Raw genomic sequence first — 22621 nt, 5'->3', positions numbered from 1 at the left:
CGTTGCGTTCCCCTCCTCCCCACGATCCCGCCCGTCGCCGAACCGACCAGCCCAAGGACCTATCGCATGCCTTACGTCCCGTCCGTCTTTTCCTTCTCCCGTCACGACAGGACACGCGGCGCCGAGCAAATGTTGCTGTGGTCAGCGCTCGGCTCGCTTTTACTGGTGCTTAGCCCACGTGCGGCAGCGGTTCCGGCCTTCGCGCGGCAGACAGGCTCCTCGTGCGCGGACTGCCACATCGGCTCCTATGGTCCGGCACTGACTCCCTACGGCATTCGCTTCAAGATGAGCGGTTTTACCGACAGCGACGGCAAAGGCACCAAGATTCCTGTCTCCGCGGAACTCACCGCGACCCAAAGCGTGCCCAAGCACGGCCCAAGCCCTGCGCGCTTAAGCACAGCCAACCTGTATCTGGCGGGCCGCATCACCGACAACGTCGGTGGCTATATCGAAGTCAGCACCACCAACAACGGCAACAACAAATACACCACCAAGTTGGATAACGTGGATCTGCGCGCCGTCGCCAAGACCTTCCAGGTCGGCGGCAAGGACGCGCTGGTGGGCGTGAGCGTCAACAACAATCCCGGCAGCCAGGATCCGATCGGCATGCTGCCCAATGCCTCCGGCCTCGGCCCGGCATCCGCATACCCCAGTTCGACCACCTTGCTCAACCAATCCGCGTTGTCCAACCGGGTGATTGGCGCCACTGTCTACGGTCTCTACGATCGCAATTGGTATGGCGAGGTCGGCACCTACACCGCGCTGCCCGTGTCCACCCAGGACAAACTGGGTTACGACATCGGTGGCGATCCAGGCAAGCTCAGCGATACCGGCTACCTGCGGCTGAGCTACATGAAGGACTTGAAAAAACAGTTCTTCTCCGCCGGCGTGATCGCCCTGACGACCCACCTCCAGTTGCCACGCGACACCGGCCCGCGCGACACCTACACCGACCTGGGCTACGACCTGAACTACCAGTTCCTGGGTACCCGCGAACACGTGCTCAAACTCGGCTATCTCGACATCTACGAGCGCCGCCGCTACGGCAGTACGCTGTTCGACCCGACCACCCCCGGCCTGAGCAGCGCGCGCCGCGCCAGCATCCATGACCAATCGGTCAGCCTCAGTTACGCCTACCAGCAAACCTACGGCCTGCTGCTGGCGCACTTCATCAACACCGGCTCGAACGATCCGTTCCGCTATCGCCCGTATGGCGCCCCGGACACCACAAGCAATCTGGTCGTCGCCTATTGGGCGCCATTCGGTAAGGACGATTCGTTCTCTTCGATCTCCAACCTGCGCCTATCGGCAAGCTGGTTCCGTTTCAGCAAGTTCAACGGCACCACAGGTAATATTTTCGGGGCGCTGCCACCCACCCGCCCGGGTGACCTCAGCCAGTTCGCCTTGTCGCTGAGCCTTGCCTTCTGATCTCCCTCATGCCCAGAACCTCATTCATCATGAAACCGGCCAACACCATCGCGCTGTGGCGCACCCTGATCGTCGCTCTGTTGCCGCTGAGCCTGGTCCTTGTACCCGCCGCACATGCCGGCAGCGGCCCACCTGGCACTGGCGTGTTCGCCAGCGAGTGCGCCGAATGCCACAGCGCCACCGCTGGCAAGAACAAGAAAGGCCCCAGCCTGTTCGGAGTGGCCGGACGTCGTGCCGGCAGCGTGCCGGATTTCAACTATTCCGACGCCATGAAGCAAAGCCAGTGGACCTGGAGCGACGAGAAGCTGCACAGCTACTTGTCACAAACATCGTCCAAGGCACTGCCAGGCACCAAGATGAAGTACGACGGACTCGACGACGAAAAACAATTACAGGAGTTGATCTCTTATCTGCACAGCCTGCATTGAAGTCGCTGCGCGATCAGGTCATATTCGGTGGCCGGCTTGGCCGGCCATCGTGCCGTGCCAAGCTGGAAGCCCTGACCTGCGAGCATCGAGCCCCCCGTGCACTCCAGTCCCGTTTTCGTTAGCGTTTTTACCCACGCCGTTGTCCTTGTCCTAGATTGCCGCAGGCCTGCTCAGGCATGCTGAACAGGTTCTTGCAGGTCGCCATCCCGTTCGTGGGACATTGGCTGGCACCGCAGCTTAAGGCCGCCGGACCTCTACTGGCGCTGACCATCGCGACCGCATCGATATCCGACGTGGCCGCTGCGAGCGATTTCGGTGGTGCCGCCGGGCTCAGCTCGCAACTGGTTGATCGCGGCATTGCACTGACCCGCGATACCAGCGTCCTGCAAGGCACGCTGTTCTGGCTGCCCGCTCCGGACTGGTCGGTGAGCGTCTCGGCCAGCTCCGCGTTGAACGCCCCGGGCAAGATCCTGATGGTCACCGCTGGAGTGTCGCGGAACTGGACCCTGTCGGACAGTTGGCAGATGCAGGTCGAGGTCCTGCGCTACAGCTATCCCACCAATCGCATCAACCGGATGTTCAACCGCAACGAGGCCAGCCTCGGCTGGACCTACCGCGACCGCCTGAGCATTTCCCTGGCCGCGTTCCAGATGCCCGACAACGGCCTGAGGCAGCGCTGGTACGGTGCCGCCGACCTGAGCACACACCAGCCATTGATCGGTGCGCTGTCGTTGTCGGCCGGGATCGGCGTCAGTCAGGCGCCAGCGGCCATTTATGGAATGGAACACACATCGCACTACAACTACGGACACGCCGGGCTGATCTACACCACCGGCCACTGGAACGTGGAACTGAACCGAATATTCAGCAACTCCCATACTGGCTACCCAGACCACGGCCTATGGCCCTGGGTGGCCAGCGTCTCACGCAGTTTCTGATCCCGGTGCAACCTTTCCTTCCCACTTCCACACATACGTGTGTCCGTTGCCAAGTCCTCCCCCATGAACGACAACGATCTACTCGGCGATGCCACCGACCGCATGCTGCTGCAGCGTATGGCGGCCAGCGACCGCGATGCGCTGGCGCGTCTGTATCGCGCCTACCATGGGCGTCTGTGCCGGTTCCTATCGCGGTTGACCCGGCGCCCGGACATCATCGAAGAAGCCATCAACGATTGCTTCTGGATCGTGTGGCAAAAAGCCCGCGATTTTCGCGGCGACTCGCAAGTCTCGACCTGGATCATGGGCATCGCCTACCGCTGCGGACTCAAGGCGATTCGCCACCACTGCGATGACGCCATCGACGACGACACCAACGCCGAGGACCACGTCACCGCAGCGGATCCGGACGAAGATCGCGAATTGCGCGACTGGCTAGGCAAAGGGTTGGAACGTCTATCGACCGACCAGCGCCTGGTGGTGGAGCTGGTGTACGGCCTGGGCCACAAGCTGGAAGAGGTGGCGGCGATCATGCAGTGCCCGGTGGGCACCATCAAGGCTCGCCTCTTCCATGCGCGAGTCAAGCTTCGCAATGTATTGCCGGGATTGGCCGGCGACACGTCAACGCTGACGGGGAGCGTTTCATGAAAACAAGCTGCAACGAACCAGGCAACGAATGCACACATGCCTGGGATCTCATGCCGTGGGTGCTGCAAGGCAGTGCGACGGAAGAACAAAACGAATGGTTGGTGGCACACTTGGCCAAGTGCCGTTTCTGTAGCGCCGAGTTCGCGCAGCAGAGCCGCTTGCGTATGGCGATGTCGCTGCCCAGCGATGTACCCGTGGACGCCGAAGCCGGCCTGCAACGCCTGCTGCAACAGTTGGATACGCCAGTACCGCAACAGCCAGCGCTGCGTCCGCGCTCCAGTTGGACCACACGGGCACTGGTCGCAGCGGCCCTCTTGCAGGCTGTCGGCCTGGGCGTGCTTGGCGTCAGATTGTCGACCGATCACGACCGCGGCAGCGTCTACCGCACCCTCAGCGATACCGCGCCGCCAGTGGCCACCGGGGCGATCCGGGTGGTGCCGGACGCACGCATGGCCCTGGCCGACTGGGACGCCCTGCTGCACAAGCTACAGTTGCGTGTGATCGACGGCCCCAATGGCGCTGGCGGCTATACAGTGGCACCGGCGCAGGCAAACACCGCGGCACAGACACAACGTAACGTGCAGCAGTTGCGGGCCAGCACCGGCATCCGTTTAGCGGAACCGATTTCCGCGCCATGACCATCCGCCTACGTCTCGTCAGCTTGCTGGCGACCTGCCTGATCCTCGCCGCTTGTGCGCACAGCGCACCCGGCGCGCTCACCGGCACGGCCCACGCCAGCAATGCCCCACTACTGCCGCATCAGGACCCGTCACCGGCATTGGACAGCCAGCGCCAGATCGTCCTTGCCGTCGCCAACCCGATGGCCGCGCCGAGCCGCCATGCTGGCTCGGATCTGCTCGGCTACGCTTCGGCGCGCTACTACGGCGCCGGCACCCAGGCGGTCGCCACGCTGGAGGCGTTGAATCGCCGTTACGGCCTACGCCAGGTCGCCGGTTGGCCGATCAAGGCGTTGGGCCTGTACTGCGTGGTGCTGGAACCTGCACCCGGCAGCGACCGTGCGGCACTGCTCGCACAACTGGCCAAGGACGAGCGCGTCGCGCTATCGCAGCCGCTGCAGGAATTCGGTACCTATGCAGATCCAAGCGCAGCCGCAACTGCGCCAGCGCCGACACCAAAGTCCGCTTCCTCACCAAAGTCCGCTTCCTCGCCACAGGCGCTACGCTACAACGATCCCTACGTGGACATGCAACGCGGCTTCGTCACTACCAACGCCGCCGCCGCGCAGGTGTTGAGCCAGGGCCAGGGCGTTGACGTGGCAATCGTCGACACCGGCGTGGATACCGCCCATCCGGACCTGTATGGACGCTTACGCAACGTGCGCGACCTGGTCGCCGCCGATCCCACCGCGTTCAACCGCGATCACCATGGCACCGAAGTGGCAGGCATCATCGGCGCTGGAAGCAACAACCATCTGGGCATCGTCGGCATGGCCCCCAAGGCGATGCTGGACGTGTACAAAGCCTGCTGGTATCCGCAACAACCCGGCGTTGGTGCTGGCTGCAATTCCTTCACTCTGGCCAAGGCGCTGGCGGCAATCGGCGATACCCCCGCACGCATCGTCAACCTGAGCCTGGGCGGACCCGCCGACCCACTGCTGCGCAAACTGCTGGAACAACTGCTGCGACAGGGCCGCATCGTGGTCGCGGCGATGCCGCCGGACGGGCGCATGAACGGCTTTCCCGACAACACGCCCGGGGTCATCGTGGTCCGCAGCAGTGCGACCACGACGGCACCACCGGGAGTGCTGAGCGCGCCTGGGCAGGACATCCTCACCACCCAACCCGACGGCGGCTACGACTTCACCTCCGGATCGTCGATGGCCACCGCGCACGTCAGTGGCGTGGTCGCGTTGCTGCTGGCGCTCTCGCCACATCTGGACGCGCGCAGCGTGCATGACTTACTACTGCGTACCAGCCAGCAGCGCGATGGCTTGCTGCAAGTGGATGCGGCCGCGGCGGTGCAAGCCCTGCCCGGCATCCGCCGCAGCGTTCAGTGAGTGCTGCGCCATGACCTCGTGGATTCCGGCGTGGTTGCACCGGTTGGCGTCACCGCCGACCTTCTTCCGCGTGGCCGGTCGTGTGCGACCTTGGAGCCTTGGCGCGGCCGTCGTGCTTGGCGCCATCGCCCTCTACGGCGGCCTGGTGTTGGCACCACCGGACTATCAGCAGCATGACGCCTATCGCATCATCTTCGTACACGTGCCTTGCGCCTGGATGAGCCTGTTCGTTTACGCCGCCATGGGCGTGAGCGGATTCATCGCGCTGGTGTGGCGGATCAAGCTGGCGGAAGTGGCGTGCATGGCCTCGGCCCCGATCGGCGCGGCATTCACCTTCATCACCCTGTGCACCGGCTCACTGTGGGGCAAACCGATGTGGGGCGCGTGGTGGACCTGGGATGCACGGCTGACCTCCGAGTTGGTGCTGCTGTTTCTGTATCTGGGCGTGATCGGCTTGCACCGCGCCATCGACGATCCACGTCAGGGCGCGCGCGCCGCGGCGCTGCTGGCGCTGGTCGGGCTGCTGAATCTGCCGATCGTGCATTTCTCCGTGATATGGTGGAATACGCTGCATCAAGGCTCTACGGTGCGTGTTCTCGGCCCCTCGACGATGCCCCTATCCATGTTGTGGCCGCTGCTGACTGCGATGCTGGCAAGCAAGTGCTATTACCTGGCCAGCCTACTGGCACGCATGCGCAACGATCTATTGGCGCTGGAGTGTGGCAAAGCCTGGGTGCGCACGATCGCCATGGCCGCACACCCGTCGTCACGGTTGCCGGCCAATGCGCATTTGTCGATGTCGATACCGGAGCATGCGCAATGAACAGCGGCTTCTGGGCCATGGGCGGCTATGCCGTCTACGTATGGACCGCCTACGCACTGGCACTGCTGGTGCTAGTGATGGACTATGTGCTGCCGCGCGTGCGGCAACGCCGCCTGCTCGCCGCCGCCCGCGCGCATGTCATGCGCGAACACGCCCGCCGCGCACGCGGCGCCTCCGTCGGCACCTGGCAACACGATGAATCCCACCCGTAAACGTCGCTTGCTGCTGGTCCTGTTATTGCTCGGTGCGACGACCCTGGCTAGCGGCCTGTTCGTCCTGGCCCTGCAACACAATATCAGCTACCTGTTCACCCCGAGCCAGGTACAGGCCGGTGCGGCGAAAGGCTATCGTGTGTTCCGTCTCGGCGGCATGGTCAAGGCCGGTTCGATCCGACGCAGCACCGATTCCCTGCGTGTGGACTTCACTGTCATCGACAAAGCCGGTGCCACGACCGTGACCTATACCGGCATCCTGCCGGACCTGTTCCGCGATAACCAGGCGGTGATCGCCACCGGTTCGATGCAAGGCGCGGGTTTCGTCGCGACCGAAGTGCTAGCCAAGCACGACGAGACCTACATGCCGCAGGAACTGAAGGACGCCATGGCCCAGGCCCACGCCGCGCACCCGCACAGCGGCACCAGCGTGGTCACGCCGCACCCATGAGCCTACACATGGCCGCGCACCACGTCATGGTGCCGCGATGAGTGCCGAACTGGGCCAGTGCGCATTGATCCTGGCGTTGCTATTGGCGCTTGTGCAAGGCGTACTGCCGCTGCTCGGCGCCTGGCGCGGCGAGCGCGCCTGGATGGCAGTGGCGCGGCCAGCGGCGTATGCGCAGGCCGGGTTCGCCTGGCTGGCCTTCGCGCTGCTCGCGTATGCGCTATGGCGCCTGGATTTCTCGGTGCGCTACGTGGCCGCCAACGCCAATCTGGCGCAGCCCTGGTACTACCGTCTGGCGGCGGTGTGGGGTGCACACGAAGGCTCACTGTTGCTGTGGATCGCCATCCTCAACCTGTGGACGGTGGCGCTGGCGTGGAGCGGACGACACCTGCCGGAAGCTTTCGCCGCACGCGTGCTCGCTGTGTTGGGACTGGTCTCCAGTGGCTTTCTGGCCTTCGTCCTGTTCACCTCCAATCCGTTCGCACGACTCTCGCCGATGCCACGCGACGGCAGCGAGCTCAATCCGGTGTTGCAGGACCCCGGCATGGTGTTTCACCCGCCGGTGCTCTACACCGGCTACGTCGGTTTCTCGGTCGCCTTTGCCTTCGCCATCGCCGCGCTACTGGGCGGCGAACAGCAGCAGGCCTGGGTGCGCTGGGCGCGCCCGTGGACTAACGTCGCCTGGGGCTTCCTCACCGCTGGCATCGTCGCCGGCAGTTGGTGGGCCTATGCCGAACTCGGCTGGGGCGGCTGGTGGTTCTGGGACCCGGTGGAGAACGCCAGTTTCATGCCATGGCTGGTCGGCGCTGCGCTGATCCATACCCAGGCGGTGACCGAAAAGCGCGGTGCGCTCGGTGCCTGGACGTTGCTGCTGTCGATCATGGCATTTTCGTTGTCGCTGCTGGGGACCTTTCTGGTCCGCTCCGGCGTGCTGACCTCGGTCCACGCCTTCGCCGCCGATCCGCGTCGCGGCCTGTACATTCTCGGTTTCATGGTACTGGCAGTCGGCGGCTCGCTGCTGCTGTACGCATTCCGCGCGCCACGGCTGGCGGCAGGTAAACCGTTTACCGCGCTGTCGCGGGAAACCGCGATTCTGGTCGGCAATCTGATGTTGAGCGTGGCCGCGGCGATGGTCCTGCTCGGCACCTTGTTCCCACTGCTCGGCGAAGTGCTGCGGCTGGGCAAGATCTCGGTGGGACCGCCCTACTTCGGGTTACTGTTCCCGTTGTTGATGCTGCCAGTGGTACTGCTCATGCCACTCGGTCCTTATCTGCGCTGGGGTCGCACCGAACCCGGCGCGCTACGCGCGGTGGCCACACGCGCCGGCCTGGCCGCACTGGGCTGCGCACTGCTGGCCTGGCTGCTGACGGCCGGCACCCTGCGCGCGGTGCTCGGCGTTGCGGCGGCGGCATGGGTCGGCGTGGGAACGGTCCTGTATGCCTACACGCGCTGGCGCGAGGCACCACGCGGCCGCCGTTTTCCGGCAGAGATGACCGGCATGCTGCTGGCCCATATCGGCGTGGCGGTATTCGTCGCAGGCGTGTTGCTGTCGGAAAGTCTCTCGGTGGAGCGCGACGTGCGCCTGGATCCAGGACAAAGCACCCGCATCGGTGCCTACGATTTCCGCTTCGATGGCGTGCGCCTGCTCGACGGCCCCAACTGGAAAGCCGAACAAGGCACGCTGACCGTGCTACGCGATGGCGCCACGGTGGCGGTGCTGCATCCGCAAAAACGCTTGTACAGCAGCGAACGGATCCAGACCGAGGCGGCGATCGACGCCGGCATTGTGCGCGATCTCTATGTCGCCCTGGGCGAGCCGCTGGACGACCAGCACATCGAATACGGCTGGACCGTGCGCCTGTACGACAAGCCCTACATCCGCTGGATCTGGGCAGGCGGCCTGCTGATGATGCTCGGCGGCTTCGTCAGCGCTGGCGCGCGCCGGCTGCGTGCACGGCACGATGAAAACACAGCAACAGCAGCCCTCGCGAGCAGCACGGCGCAGACGATGGGGGCGACGCCATGAGCCGTGTGCTGCCGCTACTGGGTTTCCTGCTGTTGGTCATCCTGTTCGGAGTCGGGTTATGGTGGAGCCGCACCCACGATCCACGCGCACTGCCATCGCCGTTGCTCGGCAAGCCGGTGCCCGCATTTTCGCTGCCGCGCCTGGACCGTCCCACTGAAAAAAGTGGCAGCGCCGCGCTACGCGGTCGTCCATATCTGCTCAACGTCTTCGGCAGTTGGTGCATGGCCTGCAACGAGGAGCATCCGCTGCTGATGGCGCAGGCACCTAAGCTTGGCATTACCTTGATCGGATACGCCTATAAGGACAATCCGCGCGACACGGCAGCCTGGCTTGCACAACGCGGCAACCCGTATGCGCTGGTGTTGCTCGACGAAGACGGCCAGCAGGCGATCGACCTCGGCGTCTACGGCGCGCCAGAGACCTTTCTGATCGACGCACATGGTGTGGTGCGCTACAAATACGTCGGCGTCCTGACCCAGGCGGTGCTCGCCGAAGAACTCCGCCCAGCCATCGCAGCGCTGCTTGCGGAGGAGCGGCGATGAACGCTTTGCGCCTGCGCTGGTGCCTGTTGCTGGCACTGTTGTGGCTCGCCTGCAGCCTGCCAAGCTTCGCTCAGGCGGTGGATCCCCTGCCGTTCAAAGATCACGCGCAGGAGCAACGCTTTCAGCAGTTGACCACGCAACTGCGCTGTCTGGTCTGCCAGAACGAAAACCTTGCCGACTCTGACGCACCACTGGCGCGTGACCTGCGCCATCAAGTGTTCGCGCAGTTGCAAGCAGGGCGTAGCGATGCACAGATCAAACAGTACATGGTGGCGCGCTATTCCGACTTCGTGCTGTACGACCCGCCGCTGGCACCGGCCACCTGGCTGCTGTGGTTCGGGCCGGCCCTGTTGTTGGTCGCAGGCGCTGGCATGGTCGTGGCGACACTGCGACAGCGCCGACATGGGCCCGATGCAGGCGCAGCGCAGCCGGAAGCGGAGGATGGCTGGTGATCGCGATTTTCCTGCTGACAGTCGCCACGATGCTCGGAATTGCCCTGGCCGCCGTGTTGCGTCCGTTGTTGGCCCGTGGCGATGGTAGGCGTGCGCACTATGCGAGCGCCGCCGTGCTGACCATCGCCTTGCCCATGCTTGGCGCAAGCGTGTACTGGTCCATCGGCGATCCCGGCGCACTGGCTGGCGTGCCGCTGCAACCGGCAGCGTCCGCCATGCCTTCATCAGGTGTCCAGAAGACGCTAGCCACTCTGCTGCAACAAGGGTGGGACGCACAGCAGGCACAACGCCACGCCGACGCAGCGCAAGCCTATGCGCAAGCGTTGCAACTCGCCCCGGACAATATCGACGCCTTACTCGGCTGGGTCGAAGCAGACATGGCACAACGCCCCGATTTCGCCATCGTCACGATAGCGCGCGACAGGCTCGAACGGGTCCTGGCACTGCAACCGGACAACGAGCGTGCACTGTGGATGCTCGGCATTGCCGCATTCCAGCAACAACACTACGCGCAAGCCGCCGCGTACTGGCGCCAGCTACAACGTCTGCTGCCGCAGGCCACGCCACTGCGTGCAGCAGTGGCACAGAAGATCGCCATTGCAGAGAAGCGGGCCGGCACCACAGCACTCGCGCCCCGCTCGCCCAACCCTTGAGCGCCTCAGGCGATTCACGAGCGCCCGTGAGTCGGTACTGAAAAATGGCTTGAGCAGATCACCATCCAGCAACCACACCCAGTGTGGATAGGCGAATGCCCGCACCATCCCGATCAGCATGCCGCAGGCGCTGTGCCGTTGCACTGCCATGCTCATTCATCGCATGTGCTCATCGTTGCGCTCCTGTGTCTGCGGGGTTGGCGGCGTTTGCTGCGACTGTCCAACGCGACGCAGTCGGGAAGCCAGGCCGGCAATCCGCACAACCTGCGCAAGCGTCTGCGCACCGCGTCGATATTTGCCATGCCCCACGCGCTGGGAACGGTAGATCCCGCTGTGACCGGAAAACAGATAGGCCGTGACGCAGCCGATGGCCGCCAGCGGAGCGATGTCGGCGCCAAATAACTCCATCGCCATCAACGTGGTGGCGATCGGCGTATTGGCCGCGCCGGAAAAGACCGCAACGAAGCCAATCCCGGCCAACAACGAAAATGGCAGATGCAGCAGCGGCGCCAACGCGTTGCCGAGCGTCGCACCGATATAGAACAACGGCGTGACCTCCCCGCCTTTGAAGCCGCTCCCCAACGAGGTCACGGTAAATACCAATTTACCGAGGAAATCCAACGGCGGCATCGGTTGCTGAAACGAACGCACGATATCGGGAATGCCCAGGCCGACATAATGGTAGGCGTCGAGTGCCCAGACTGCTGCCGCGATCACGATGCCGCCAATGGCCGGCCGTAAGGGCGGGTAACCAATCGTGCGCTTGACCAACGCGCCAAGCCAATGCGTGGCGGTGGCAAACAGCATGCCGACCAGACCGAACACGATTCCTGCGGCGACCACGGCCATGACGCTTCCGGCACCGACCGGAACAAACTGACCTATCGCATACGCTGTGTGATGAATGCCCCAGGCCAAGCAAACTTGGTCGGCGATGATCGCGGCGACGATACATGGGAACAACGCGTCGTAGCGCATGCGTCCAATCGCCAACACTTCCAGGCCGAACACCGCGCCTGCCAACGGTGTCCCGAATACCGACGCGAAACCAGCGCTGATGCCCGCCATCAAGAGGATGCGCCGGTCCTGACGCCGCATGCGCAATCCGTGGGTGAGTTGGTCGGCCAAGGCTGCGCCCATCTGCACTGCCGTTCCCTCGCGCCCCACCGAGGCACCGAACAGATGCGAAACCACGGTACCGCCCAGCACCAACGGTGCCATGCGCAAGGGCACGACCTTCTTCGGGTCATGGATCTCGTCGATGATGAGGTTGTTGCCGCCATCGACCGCCTTGCCCAGCAGGTGATAGACCAAACCGACGCCGAATCCGGAGACAGGCAATAACCAGATCGCCCAATGGTGTGCTTCGCGCCAAGCCGTGGCACGGTCAAGGGACCACAAAAAGAGTGCCGAGGCACTGCCTGCCATCCCCCCCACGACACTGGAAATGAGCAGCCATTTGCCCAGATGAGGCACGACATCGAATTGTTCGGGACGTTGGAATTTAGGCATCGGTGGTATCCGCACGAATGGATATGGCCGACCGAAGCGAGGGATGTGGACGCATGCGCCTACAGCCCCGACTTGATCGGGCGACTGTAGGCGTCATCAACCATGCGGATCGCACGGTGGTTAAAGGAGGAACGCCATCTCCTACGGCGCAGTATGGAAGATGGCCCGTGACGTGTCCAGCCACGGCAACGCAGGTCGATGCCTCATGCCTACTCACCCGATACGCAGCACAAGCCAGAGCAACGCACCGCCTGGTTCACTGCGTCAACTGCGCGGTGGCTTGGCCTTCTCGGCACGGGCTTGTGCGCGCTCGGCGCGCAGCCGGTCGAGCTTGTCCTTGAGCTTGATTTCCAACCCGCGCGGCACTGGCCGGTAGTACACACGCTCGCCCATCGCGTCGGGAAACCCGGTCTGGTCCAGGGCGATACCGCCTTCGGTGTCGTGGTCGTATTGATATTCCGCACCGTAGCCCAACTGCTTCATCAGTTTGGTCGGCGCGTTACGCAGATGCAGCGGCACTTCCTGGGTTCCACTCTCGCGCACCTCCGCCTTGGCCTGATTGAACGCGGCGTAGCCCGCATTGGATTTTGCGGTACTGGCCAGGTACAGCACCAGTTGCGCGAACGCCAGCTCGCCTTCCGGGCTGCCCAGCCGCTCGTAGATGTCCCAGGCTTCCAGCGCCATCGACTGCGCGCGTGGATCGGCCAAGCCGATGTCCTCAATCGCCATACGCGTCAGCCGCCGCGCCAGATAGGCCGGATCGCAGCCGCCATCGAGCATGCGCGTCAACCAGTACAACGCCGCATCCGGATTGGAACTACGCACCGATTTATGCAGCGCCGAAATCTGGTCGTAGAACTGTTCGCCGCCCTTGTCGAAGCGGCGGGTACGATCAGCCAACACTTGCTGCAAGGTCTGCGCGGTAATTTCGCCGCCCTCGTCCTGAGCTAACTCTGCGGCGATTTCCAGCAGCGTCAATGCACGCCGCACGTCGCCGTCGGCGGCGCTGGCGATCTCCAACAAGGCCGCATCGGATACCTGGATCGCCTCGGCACCCAAGCCACGTTCGGCATCGTGCAATGCACGCTGCAAGGCCTCGACGATGTCCTGCGGCGATACCGCTTCCAGCACATGCACACGGCAACGCGACAACAACGCTGAATTCAACTCGAACGAGGGATTTTCTGTGGTGGCACCGACAAACAGGATGGTGCCGCGCTCGATATGCGGTAAAAACGCATCCTGCTGCGCCTTGTTGAAACGGTGCACCTCATCGACGAACAGCACCGTGCGGCGCCCATCGGCGAAACGCTGCGCGGCTTCGGCCAGCACCAGCCGCACGTCCGGCAAACCGGAGAGCACCGCCGAGATCGCCTTGAACTCGGCCTCGGCATAGTGCGCCAGCAACAAGGCCAACGTGGTCTTGCCGCAACCGGGTGGCCCCCACAGGATCATCGAGTGCACACGCCCGGCGGCAACGGCACGGCGCAGCGCGCTGGATGGCGTCAGCAGACGCTTCTGTCCGACCATCTCATCGAGCGTCTGCGGGCGCATGCGTTCGGCCAGAGGCCGCAGCGCTTCGCGATCGACGCGCAGCAGATCGGGCATATCGGAGGCGAGACGTCTGCGCTTGGTCACCTGCGCATTCTATCGCCGCAACCGCCGCAGCGTCGCGGCAGCGGCATGCGGCTACAATCGTCGCTCAGTCACACTTGCCTAGCGAATCCCGCCATGAGCCACCATCGCACCCTGGATACATTCACGCACTCCCACAATTTTCTGGGCGCGCGCCACGAGCGCAATGCGCGCCGCACCTGGGCAGTCGTGGCGCTGACCGCCACGATGATGTGCGTGGAGATTGTCGCCGGCTGGTGGACCGGTTCGATGGCGCTCTTGGCCGATGGTCTGCACATGGCCACCCACGCCGGTGCCCTGTCGCTGGCTGGCTTCGCCTATTGGTTCGCGCTACGGCACCGGAACAATCCACGCTTTACCTTTGGCACCGGCAAGGTCGGCGACCTGGCCGGGTTTTCCAGCGCGCTGATCCTGGCATTGATCGCACTCGGCATCGGCGTGGAGTCGGCGCTGCGGCTGGCACAGCCGGTGCAGATCGCCTACGACGAAGCCCTGTGGATCGCCGCGCTGGGCCTGCTGGTGAACCTGCTCAGTGCCTGGATGCTGGGCGCCGATCACCACCACGATCATGCGCATGGCCATCATCACGGCCATCATCATTCTCACCACGATCACCAGCACTCCCACGACGGGCACGATGATCATCACCATCACGACCACGCGCATCACCCTGCAGCGCACGCTGCCGCAGGCCATGACACGCACGCGCATGCCGACCACAATCTGCGCTCGGCCTACGTGCATGTGCTGGCCGATGCGCTGACCTCGGTGATGGCGATCGTCGCCTTGCTGCTGGCCAAATACTTGGGCTGGCAGTGGACGGACGCCCTCATGGGCATCGTCGGTGCCATCGTGATCGCACGCTGGTCGCTGGGACTGCTGCGCGATACCGGCGCCGTGCTGTTGGACGCGTCAGCCCCGCCCGCGCTGCAAGCGCAGATCCGCGAACGCCTGGAACAGGACGACGAACGCATCGCCGACCTGCACGTGTGGCGGATCGGCCCCGGGCAACACGCCGCCATCGTGTCGTTGGTGACCCATCGACCACGGCCGGTCGCGTTCTATCACGCACGCCTGCACGATATTGCGACGTTGGGACATGTCAGCATCGAAGTGCAGACCTGTTGCGACTAACAGTGGCTAACAAACCGTCACCAGTCGCTGCCGGGTAGGCGCGGAGCGCGCAGGAACCCCACGGGACACATGAGGATTCCGAGCACTGCCCGCGCCCGTCCGGCGGCAACGCCATCGTTCTGTTAGCGACTGTGCATACGTGCCGCATGCAAGTCACGGGGCGGGCACGCCTCAGCGGTCGCCGACCACGTCCACGTCCTTCTCGGGGACGTAGCGAAACGTACCTGTGGCAAAGCGCGGGTTACGCTCCCAGCCAGTGAAGCTGATCTCGGTGCGCTGGCCGACCGGGTCGACCACCTCCATCCTGGCGAGACCTTTGCCGTCGAAACCCAGCTTGGCTAACTGAAAGTTGGCCTCGGTACCGACCTTCGGGGTCATGGTCAACCACTGCAGTCCATCGCGCGCCACCGCCTCCTCGCTGACGTCGTACTGGCGATCGAGCTTGCCCGGGTCGATCAGCGCAGTCAGTGGGCTGTTCTGCTCTTCGGCCCCTTGCGTGCGCACCGTGGCTTGCTTCAGGTCTGGATCGTAGACCCACACCTTGCTGCCATCGGCCACGATCAATTGGCTATACGGCTTGCGGTACTCCCAACGGAACAAGCGCGGTGCCGACAGAGCGACACGGCCACTGGAACTTTCCTTCAGCGTGCCTTTGCCGTCGTAAACCTTCTGTACGAACTGACCGTCCAGGCCTTTAAGCCCGTGGGTGAAGGTCGTGAGGTCTTCGCGTGCACCGGCATAAGCGGTGCTGGCCAACAAGGCGGTGGCGAGGACGGTGTAGCGGAGTGTGGAAAACATACCGATAGATTCCGGACGAAGAATGGGAAGTGTGAGGCGCAGGGGCTGAATCGGCGATCAGACGGTGGCGTGTCGCTCAGGGTGCGGTCTGCATCCGGCGCAGGTCGCCGTAGAGGATCTGCCCGCGGAAACCACGCCGAACCTGCTGGTACAACTCGCGAAAAGCCACGTAATCCTGCGGCTGGCACAGCGCGGCCGGACCATGGATCGCGCGTCGGTGCAGCGTCTGCGTGGCGATCACAGTCTGCCCCTCGCGAACCCACTTCGCGGTGTATTCACCGGCAGCGTTACGGAAACGCATGTCATTCGGAATCGCAATGATCGGCACGCTATCGGGGAAGGTCAGCCGATAGGTCTCGCTGTGCGCGTTATCGTTGCAATAGAACGGGGTCAGGTTGTACTCCGCCGAAGTAGTGGTGTAAGCGGCGCGTATCGAATCGGCGCCAGGGATCAGCGGCAATGTCATGCCGCCGACCACACTGAAGTCAACCGCGTCGTCGGCACGAAAACGGTAGGCATAACCGAATGGCCGACTCGTATCCTGTGGTGTGCCCTGCAATTGCAGTTCGCCGCTGCCATCGAAACCGGAATCTGCAAGGATAGACTCCTCAATGCGTCTACGGTTTTGTGCGTTGAGCTGCACAAACATTGCGCGCAGGCTGATCTCGCCGATCTCGCCACTGTCCAGATGGGTGGTTCCGCTGAGGCTGCCATCGGCGGCGAAGCGATATTCGACCTCGACACGGTATCGATTGACCTTGGCATCGTTGGGCGGGGTCCGCGCGAGGGTGCCGTCGGCGGTGTGCAGGACCGGAACCCCCAGATCGCTGGCAGGCAACTGGCCGAAGCGTGCATACGGATTGGTCGAGTCCACGTAAAGCTTGAATTCGGGCAGATAGGTGATGGCATGATTGAAACGCCCAAGCACTGGCACGTCCGGCAGGGTCGGCCCGCCCTCGGCACCGATCAGCACCGGCGTACTGGCAATCCCCTTGGCCGCTAGCAGCGCCTCCAGTACCACGGTGTGGTCCTTGCAGTCGCCATAGTGATTGTCGAGGATGCTATCGGCGCTGTTCGGCTGCAGACCGCCGTTGCCCAGATACACCGCCACATAGCGGATATTGCGCGCCACCCATTCGTACAGCGCAGCGGCCTGCGCGCGACGGTCGTGGAGGCCGGCGGTGATCTGCTCGGCACGCGCGCGGACCTTCGGTGTCACCTGCGCGGCCACGGCACTGCGGCGCTGATAGGCTTGTGCCATCTGTGCCCAGCGACGGAAGCTGCTGGCCATGATGGTCGGGCTGAACTCCCAGGTCGCCGCCGCCCAGTTCTGGCTCTTCATCGGCTCGCGGCGGCTGTAATGCCATTCCCAGCGCGCATGCTCGCCGTCGATCTTCGGCGTGTTGCTGCCCTGTATGCCGCGCGTGTACACCTGCATCGGCATGCGACGCGGTGCCACCAGTGTCACCGTGGCGTCGTCGTACTGGGAGAACACGCTGAAAGTCTCCCATAGGCTGAAGTAACCAGGGAAGTACGGCATATGCCGGGTGCGACGGATCTGGTACACCAGCCGCGTGCCGGGCATCAGGTTCGGGAAGACCACGGCCTTGACCTTGCGATCGGCGTACATCGCCGCCGAGGCGCTGGAATAGCTTTCCTGAGTGTAGATCTTGTCAGCCGGCACGTCGTGACGGATGCCGTCGGGGGTGATGGTATAGGCCGTCAGCACCTCCAGCGTCTCCAGCTTTTCGCTATAGCTCAAGCGCACCTGGCTGAACTGGTCGACACCCGCCTTGGTTTTGAGCAGCAACTCGTACTCGTCGGTTTCCACGCTCGTGGCGTCCTCACCCACGACGTAGTCGGCGCGATAACGCACGTAACTGTAGTTATTGGCAACTTCCGGCGTGGTACTGACGGTCTTGGTCACGGGCGCTTTCGGCGCGGGCTGCACCGTAGCGGCAGCGGCAGCACCGGCAACAAGCAGCCATGCTGCGCACGACAACAAGGCCACCAAGGCGCTGGCAGACGCCCTCATGGCGCCAAACGACCTAGCGAACAACGCCGCGCGGTTCACTTCGGCGGCGGCGGCGCCAGCACACTGCGGTCGCCGTTATGTTCGGGCGGGCTGACCACGCCGGCCGCTTCCATCGCCTCGATCAGCCGCGCAGCGCGGTTGTAGCCGATCTTCAGCCGCCGCTGCACGCCGGAGATCGAGGCGCGCCGGGTCTCGGTGACGATGCGCAACGCTTCGTCGTACAGCGGATCGGATTCGTCGCCACCGCTTGCGCTGCTTTCGGGCAAGCCCGTCGCGCCGACCACGGTGCCGTCGCCCATGATCTGGACTTCGTCGAGCACGCCTTCGATATAGTCGACCGGGCCACTGGCCTTGAGATGCTCGACCACCCGGTGCACCTCTTCGTCACTGACGAAGGCGCCATGCACGCGGTCCGGCATCGCCGTGCCAGGCGGCAGGTACAACATGTCGCCATGGCCCAGCAGGGTTTCGGCACCGGACTGGTCGAGGATGGTGCGCGAATCGATCTTGGAACTGACCTGGAAGGCAATCCGGGTCGGGATATTGGCCTTAATCAGGCCGGTAATCACATCTACCGATGGCCGCTGGGTCGCCAGGATCAGATGGATGCCAGCGGCACGCGCCTTCTGCGCCAGACGCGCGATCAACTCCTCGACCTTTTTGCCGACGATCATCATCATGTCGGCGAATTCGTCGATAAAAATGACGATGAACGGCAACGTGTCCAGCGGCCGTGGCGCCTCTGCAAGATCCGGATTGGGCTTGAACAGCGGATCCATCAACGGTTGCCCAGCCTCCTCGGCATCCTTGACCTTCTTATTGAAGCCGGCCAGGTTGCGGACCCCGACCGCGCTCATCAGCTTGTAGCGGCGCTCCATCTCCGCCACGCACCAGCGCAGGCCGTTGGCGGCCTCCTTCATATCGGTGACCACCGGTGCCAGCAGGTGCGGGATACCCTGGTAGACGCTCAGTTCGAGCATCTTCGGGTCGATCATCAGCATCCGCAGTTCCTTGGCCGAGGCCTTGTACAGCAGGCTCAGCACCATCGCATTCACCGCCACCGACTTGCCCGAGCCGGTGGTGCCGGCGACCAGCAAATGCGGCATGCGCGCCAAATCCGCCACGGTCGGGCGCCCGGCGATGTCCTTGCCCAGCGCCAAAGTCAACGGACTGGTCGATTTGTCGTATTCCTTGGAACGCAACAGCTCGCTGAGGTAAATCATCTCGCGGCTGACGTTGGGAATTTCCAGGCCGATCACCGACTTGCCCGGAATCACGTCGACCACGCGGACCGACTTCACCGACAGGCCGCGGGCGATGTCTTTATCCAGGGAGCTGATCTGGCTGACCTTGATCCCTGCCGCCGGTTCGATCTCGAAGCGGGTGATCACTGGCCCCGGATAGGCGCCGACCACCTGTGCGTCGATACGGAAGTCCTTGAGCTTGAACTCGATCTGCCGCGATAGGGTTTCCAGAGTCTCCTCGGAATAGCCCTTGGCCTGGGGTTTGGGATCGTCCAGCAAGGCCAGCGGCGGCAGGCCCGACGCATCGCCGCCGGTGCCATGGAACAGGGGAATCTGCTGCTCGCGCTTGGCGCGGTCGCTCTTCTCCACCACTGGCGTCGGTGGCGGCTCGATCTTGACCGGCTCGCGCTTGGCACGCTGCACCGCATCGACCTTGCGGACTTCCTCGCGTTCCTCGCGCATGGCGCGGGTCTGCTGCCATTCGTTGGCCTGCTGAGTGCCACGCCGGGCCAGCGCCGGTAGCGTCATCACCGCTTTGCCGATGCGATCCATCAGGGCGAACCAGGACAGGCCGGTGGCCAAGGTGATCGAGACCAGCAGTAGAACCAGCACGAACAGGTTGGCGCCGAGCGCGCCGAAACCCGCCGCCAGCGAATTGCCCACCAGCTTGCCAAGGATGCCGCCAGCCACGCCTACATCGCCGGCGAATAAGCGCAGGTGTAGCAATCCGGTCGCGGCGATCATCAAACCGACGATGCCGACCAAGCGTAACGCGGGACCCAGGTCGGCCTCATCATCGCCATCGCGGTCCATCCCAAACAGCGCGATCCAGGAAATCGCACCGATCACCACTGGCAGCAGGAACGCCACATAGCCGAACAGTTGCAACAGCATGTCGGCGATCCAGGCACCGAACCTACCGCCCATGTTGTGGACCGGCGCGACCACGCTGCCAGTATGCGACCACCCTGGATCGGCTACCGAATATGTCGCCAGACTGGCTAGCAGATACAGCAACAATGGCGCAATGGCGATCAGTGCCAGATCGCGCCATAGCTTTTGCCGACGCGGGTTGGGAGCGGCGGCCTGCTTGCGTGCTGGCGCATTGCCGCCCTGGGATTTACCGCGTTCCGGAACCTGCTTCGCCACGCTATAACCAGACCTTAGAAATATACCGTTAGTGCTTGATAGTAAACGACTCTACTCAGAATTTCAGCAGCAGCCCTCTGAGTCACGCTCCCCTACCAAGAGCAATGTGCCCGCCATGGATCGGCGAACATGCACGCGAACGCAAGCGCTGGCGTCATGGCACTGCATGCCGCAGCGTTTCCACAGCACAGCTTGATTCGTCCCAGACCGGCCGCCACTCTATGGACCATCGCCGGAGTTGGCGCAATGCCACGATTCCGCCACCACTTCACCCTGTTCGCGAGTATACATGAGCCCCTCTGCCCCCCATTCTGCCAAGCATTCACGCCTTCTGATCCTGGGTTCCGGCCCCGCCGGCTGGACCGCCGCGGTCTACGCCGCGCGCGCCAACCTCAAGCCGGTGGTCATCACCGGCCTGCAGCAGGGTGGCCAGTTGATGACCACGACCGAAGTGGACAACTGGCCGGGCGACGCCCATGGCCTGATGGGACCAGACCTGATGGCGCGGATGCAGGCGCATGCCGAACGCTTCGAGACCGAAGTGATCTTCGACCACATCCACACGGCCGACTTGTCGCAGCGTCCGTTCAAGCTCAGCGGCGATAGCGGCGACTACACGTGCGACGCGCTGATCATCGCCACCGGCGCCACCGCCAAGTACCTGGGGATTCCCTCGGAAGAAGCGTTCAAGGGCCGTGGCGTATCCGCCTGCGCCACCTGCGATGGGTTCTTCTACAAGGATCAGGATGTGGTCGTGGTCGGCGGCGGCAACACGGCCGTGGAAGAGGCGCTGTACTTGTCCAACATCGCCCGCAAAGTCTATCTGGTGCATCGCCGCGACACCCTGCGCGCGGAAAAGATCATGCAGGACAAGCTGTTCGCCAAGGTCGCCGCGGGCAAGATCGAGACCATCTGGCACCATGCGGTGGACGAGGTGCTCGGTAACGACGCCGGGGTGAGCGGAGTGCGAGTGAAATCCGTCCTCGACGGCAGCATGCGCGAACTGCAGGCCCAGGGCTTCTTCGTCGCCATCGGCCATCATCCAAACACCCAGTTGTTCGATGGCCAACTGACCATGCACAACGGCTACCTGGAAATTCGCTCCGGCCTGGCCGGCGGTGCCACCGAAACCTCGGTGCCAGGCGTCTTCGCCGCCGGCGACGTCGCCGACCAGCACTATCGCCAGGCGATCACCTCCGCCGGCTTCGGCTGCATGGCCGCGCTGGACGCCGAGCGCTATCTGGACAAGAGTGCCTGAGTCAGCCCCACGCGCTAGCCGAATGCGACGGACTCCTGCCGCACTACTGCGCACCCGCATCTGCCTGCCCTTGCGGCGGGCAGAGCCGCCGCACAGGCCATCGCCATGAGCCGGGTGCGCTGGTTACGCCAGCTCGACGCGGTGCCTGCAGCCGCTTGGGACGCACTGCACGACGGTCGCAACCCGTTCGTCACCCATGCATTCCTTGAAGGGCTGGAACGGCACGGCTGCCTGCGCCCGGACTGGGGCTGGAGTCCGCTGCATCTCACCCTCTGGGACGGGGACACCTTGGTCGCCGCCGCGCCGGGTTATCTGAAGAGCAACTCGCACGGCGAATTCGTGTTCGACCATGCCTGGGCACACGCCTACGCGCGCTATGGCCAGAACTATTTCCCCAAATGGCTGTGCGCCGTGCCTTACTCGCCCGTCACCGGGCCACGACTGTTGGCGAACGACGCACTAACGCGGCAGGAACTGCTGGAGACGATACAGGCCCTGACCGAAAGCAGCGGCCTGTCCTCGGCGCACGTGAATTTTCATTGCACCGAGGAAGACGCTGCGTTCGGCGAGGACTGGCTGGCACGTCACGACGTGCAATATCAATGGCATAACGACGCCGGCTGGACTGAATTCGACGATTACCTGGGCGCGATGGATCACAAACACCGCAAGAATATCCGCCAGGAGCGGGCCAAGGTGCAGCGCGCGGGGATCGAGTTCCGCGTCGTGCATGGCGACGAGGCCACGGCCGCCGATCTGCAGGCGATGCATGGGTTCTATCTGCGTACCTTCGAGGACTATGGCAACTCGCCGGCACTGACGCTCGAATTCTTCTCACATCTTGCACGAGAAATTCCTCGCAAACTTTTGATATTTTTAGCAATTCATGAAGGGATTGCAGTGGCCGGAGCCATTTGCCTGCGTGGCGGCGATACCTTGTACGGCCGTTATTGGGGCGGCGCGCCCCTACCAGGCCTGCACTTTGAGACCTGCTACTACCAGGGCATCGACTACTGCTTGCGCGAGGGATTGACCCGCTTCGAGCCCGGCGCACAGGGGCAGCACAAGATCGCCCGTGGCTTTCTGCCGCGCCTGGTTCGCAGCCGCCACTGGATCGCCGATCCCGGATTCCGCGCGCCTTTGGCAGACTGGTGTGCACAGGAGCGCACGGCGGTACACGAACAGGCACAGGCGCTGCAGCGCTCCTCGCCATTTCGCCACGACGGCTGAGCCGGTCATCC

General features: G+C 63.8%; 21 protein-coding genes and 1 riboswitch. Of the genes, 16 read left to right on the top strand and 5 right to left on the bottom strand.

Translation table 11 applies throughout. The features are described from left to right. Positions 1 to 129 precede the first annotated feature (129 nt). The 13 genes from XALGPE39_RS06565 to XALGPE39_RS06505 all read left to right on the top strand — a co-directional run bounded on the left by XALGPE39_RS06565 (position 130) and on the right by XALGPE39_RS06505 (position 10615). A complete protein-coding gene (locus tag XALGPE39_RS06565) occupies positions 130 to 1428 on the top strand; it encodes a cytochrome C (protein ID WP_235429875.1) in 1299 nt (432 codons plus the stop codon). 29 nt (positions 1429 to 1457) lie between these two features. Continuing rightward, positions 1458 to 1856 (top strand): c-type cytochrome, encoded by a 399-nt coding sequence (locus tag XALGPE39_RS06560; protein ID WP_045727492.1) that lies wholly within the window; start codon positions 1458 to 1460, stop codon positions 1854 to 1856. Between the two features lie 176 nt (positions 1857 to 2032). Continuing rightward, positions 2033 to 2794: a hypothetical protein gene (locus tag XALGPE39_RS06555; protein WP_235429760.1), complete on the top strand. Its 762-nt coding sequence runs from the start codon at positions 2033 to 2035 to the stop codon at positions 2792 to 2794. A gap of 63 nt (positions 2795 to 2857) precedes the next feature. Continuing rightward, on the top strand, positions 2858 to 3442 hold the full coding sequence (locus tag XALGPE39_RS06550; RefSeq protein WP_045727491.1) for a sigma-70 family RNA polymerase sigma factor: 585 nt from the start codon (positions 2858 to 2860) through the stop codon (positions 3440 to 3442). Beyond that, the gene (locus XALGPE39_RS06545; protein ID WP_045727490.1) at positions 3439 to 4080 is read left to right on the top strand and encodes a hypothetical protein; all 642 of its coding nucleotides are present in this window, start codon (positions 3439 to 3441) and stop codon (positions 4078 to 4080) included. The genes XALGPE39_RS06550 and XALGPE39_RS06545 overlap by 4 nt, the downstream gene beginning before the upstream one ends. A 2-nt stretch (positions 4081 to 4082) precedes the next feature. Continuing rightward, the gene (locus XALGPE39_RS06540; RefSeq protein ID WP_235429873.1) at positions 4083 to 5459 is read left to right on the top strand and encodes a S8 family serine peptidase; all 1377 of its coding nucleotides are present in this window, start codon (positions 4083 to 4085) and stop codon (positions 5457 to 5459) included. Positions 5460 to 5469: 10 nt separating this feature from the next. Further along, the gene (locus XALGPE39_RS06535) at positions 5470 to 6282 is read left to right on the top strand and encodes a heme ABC transporter permease (RefSeq protein ID WP_045727488.1); all 813 of its coding nucleotides are present in this window, start codon (positions 5470 to 5472) and stop codon (positions 6280 to 6282) included. Further along, positions 6279 to 6494 carry a heme exporter protein CcmD gene (gene ccmD / locus XALGPE39_RS06530; protein ID WP_045727487.1) on the top strand — a complete coding sequence of 72 codons (216 nt, stop codon included), beginning with the start codon at positions 6279 to 6281 and terminating at the stop codon, positions 6492 to 6494. The genes XALGPE39_RS06535 and ccmD overlap by 4 nt, the downstream gene beginning before the upstream one ends. Then, entirely contained in the window at positions 6478 to 6945 is a 468-nt protein-coding gene (gene ccmE / locus XALGPE39_RS06525) for a cytochrome c maturation protein CcmE (RefSeq protein WP_045727486.1), read from the top strand. Before ccmD ends, ccmE begins: the two co-directional genes overlap by 17 nt. 37 nt (positions 6946 to 6982) lie before the next feature. Then, entirely contained in the window at positions 6983 to 8968 is a 1986-nt protein-coding gene (locus XALGPE39_RS06520; RefSeq protein WP_045727485.1) for a heme lyase CcmF/NrfE family subunit, read from the top strand. Beyond that, positions 8965 to 9510: a DsbE family thiol:disulfide interchange protein gene (locus tag XALGPE39_RS06515; RefSeq protein WP_045727484.1), complete on the top strand. Its 546-nt coding sequence runs from the start codon at positions 8965 to 8967 to the stop codon at positions 9508 to 9510. Before XALGPE39_RS06520 ends, XALGPE39_RS06515 begins: the two co-directional genes overlap by 4 nt. Then, entirely contained in the window at positions 9507 to 9962 is a 456-nt protein-coding gene (locus XALGPE39_RS06510) for a cytochrome c-type biogenesis protein (RefSeq protein ID WP_045727483.1), read from the top strand. The genes XALGPE39_RS06515 and XALGPE39_RS06510 overlap by 4 nt, the downstream gene beginning before the upstream one ends. Continuing rightward, positions 9959 to 10615: a cytochrome C biogenesis protein gene (locus XALGPE39_RS06505; protein ID WP_152624839.1), complete on the top strand. Its 657-nt coding sequence runs from the start codon at positions 9959 to 9961 to the stop codon at positions 10613 to 10615. The genes XALGPE39_RS06510 and XALGPE39_RS06505 overlap by 4 nt, the downstream gene beginning before the upstream one ends. A 156-nt stretch (positions 10616 to 10771) precedes the next feature. On the opposite strand, the gene XALGPE39_RS06500 is transcribed toward XALGPE39_RS06505, so the two are convergent. After that, positions 10772 to 12127 (bottom strand): voltage-gated chloride channel family protein, encoded by a 1356-nt coding sequence (locus tag XALGPE39_RS06500; protein ID WP_045727482.1) that lies wholly within the window; start codon positions 12125 to 12127, stop codon positions 10772 to 10774. Between the two features lie 80 nt (positions 12128 to 12207). Further along, positions 12208 to 12278, bottom strand: a riboswitch (Fluoride riboswitch). A gap of 113 nt (positions 12279 to 12391) precedes the next feature. Next, positions 12392 to 13765, bottom strand: a complete 1374-nt coding sequence (locus XALGPE39_RS06495; protein ID WP_045727481.1) for a replication-associated recombination protein A — start codon at positions 13763 to 13765, stop codon at positions 12392 to 12394. 93 nt (positions 13766 to 13858) lie between these two features. On the opposite strand from XALGPE39_RS06495, the gene dmeF reads away from it, so the two are divergent. After that, positions 13859 to 14896 carry a CDF family Co(II)/Ni(II) efflux transporter DmeF gene (gene dmeF, locus XALGPE39_RS06490; protein WP_045727480.1) on the top strand — a complete coding sequence of 346 codons (1038 nt, stop codon included), beginning with the start codon at positions 13859 to 13861 and terminating at the stop codon, positions 14894 to 14896. A gap of 171 nt (positions 14897 to 15067) precedes the next feature. On the opposite strand, the gene lolA is transcribed toward dmeF, so the two are convergent. From lolA to XALGPE39_RS06475, 3 genes are all read right to left on the bottom strand, one after another. After that, positions 15068 to 15694: an outer membrane lipoprotein chaperone LolA gene (gene lolA, locus XALGPE39_RS06485; RefSeq protein WP_045727479.1), complete on the bottom strand. Its 627-nt coding sequence runs from the start codon at positions 15692 to 15694 to the stop codon at positions 15068 to 15070. 76 nt (positions 15695 to 15770) lie between these two features. Next, positions 15771 to 17729 carry a DUF3857 domain-containing transglutaminase family protein gene (locus XALGPE39_RS06480; RefSeq protein ID WP_162836125.1) on the bottom strand — a complete coding sequence of 653 codons (1959 nt, stop codon included), beginning with the start codon at positions 17727 to 17729 and terminating at the stop codon, positions 15771 to 15773. A 35-nt stretch (positions 17730 to 17764) separates the two neighbouring features. Then, positions 17765 to 20122, bottom strand: coding sequence for a DNA translocase FtsK (locus XALGPE39_RS06475; protein ID WP_045727478.1), 2358 nt, complete (start codon positions 20120 to 20122; stop codon positions 17765 to 17767). A gap of 289 nt (positions 20123 to 20411) precedes the next feature. Here XALGPE39_RS06475 and trxB point away from each other — a divergent pair, with 289 nt between their 5' ends. Both trxB and XALGPE39_RS06465 read left to right on the top strand, forming a co-directional pair. Then, positions 20412 to 21380: a thioredoxin-disulfide reductase gene (trxB, locus tag XALGPE39_RS06470; RefSeq protein ID WP_045727477.1), complete on the top strand. Its 969-nt coding sequence runs from the start codon at positions 20412 to 20414 to the stop codon at positions 21378 to 21380. A 99-nt stretch (positions 21381 to 21479) separates the two neighbouring features. Continuing rightward, on the top strand, positions 21480 to 22610 hold the full coding sequence (locus XALGPE39_RS06465; protein ID WP_200893907.1) for a GNAT family N-acetyltransferase: 1131 nt from the start codon (positions 21480 to 21482) through the stop codon (positions 22608 to 22610). Positions 22611 to 22621 lie beyond the last annotated feature (11 nt).

The sequence above is a fragment of the Xanthomonas sp. GPE 39 genome (assembly GCF_000963005.1).
Taxonomy (GTDB): Bacteria; Pseudomonadota; Gammaproteobacteria; order Xanthomonadales; family Xanthomonadaceae; genus Xanthomonas_A.
This window is presented reverse-complemented; position numbering and strand designations above follow the sequence as displayed.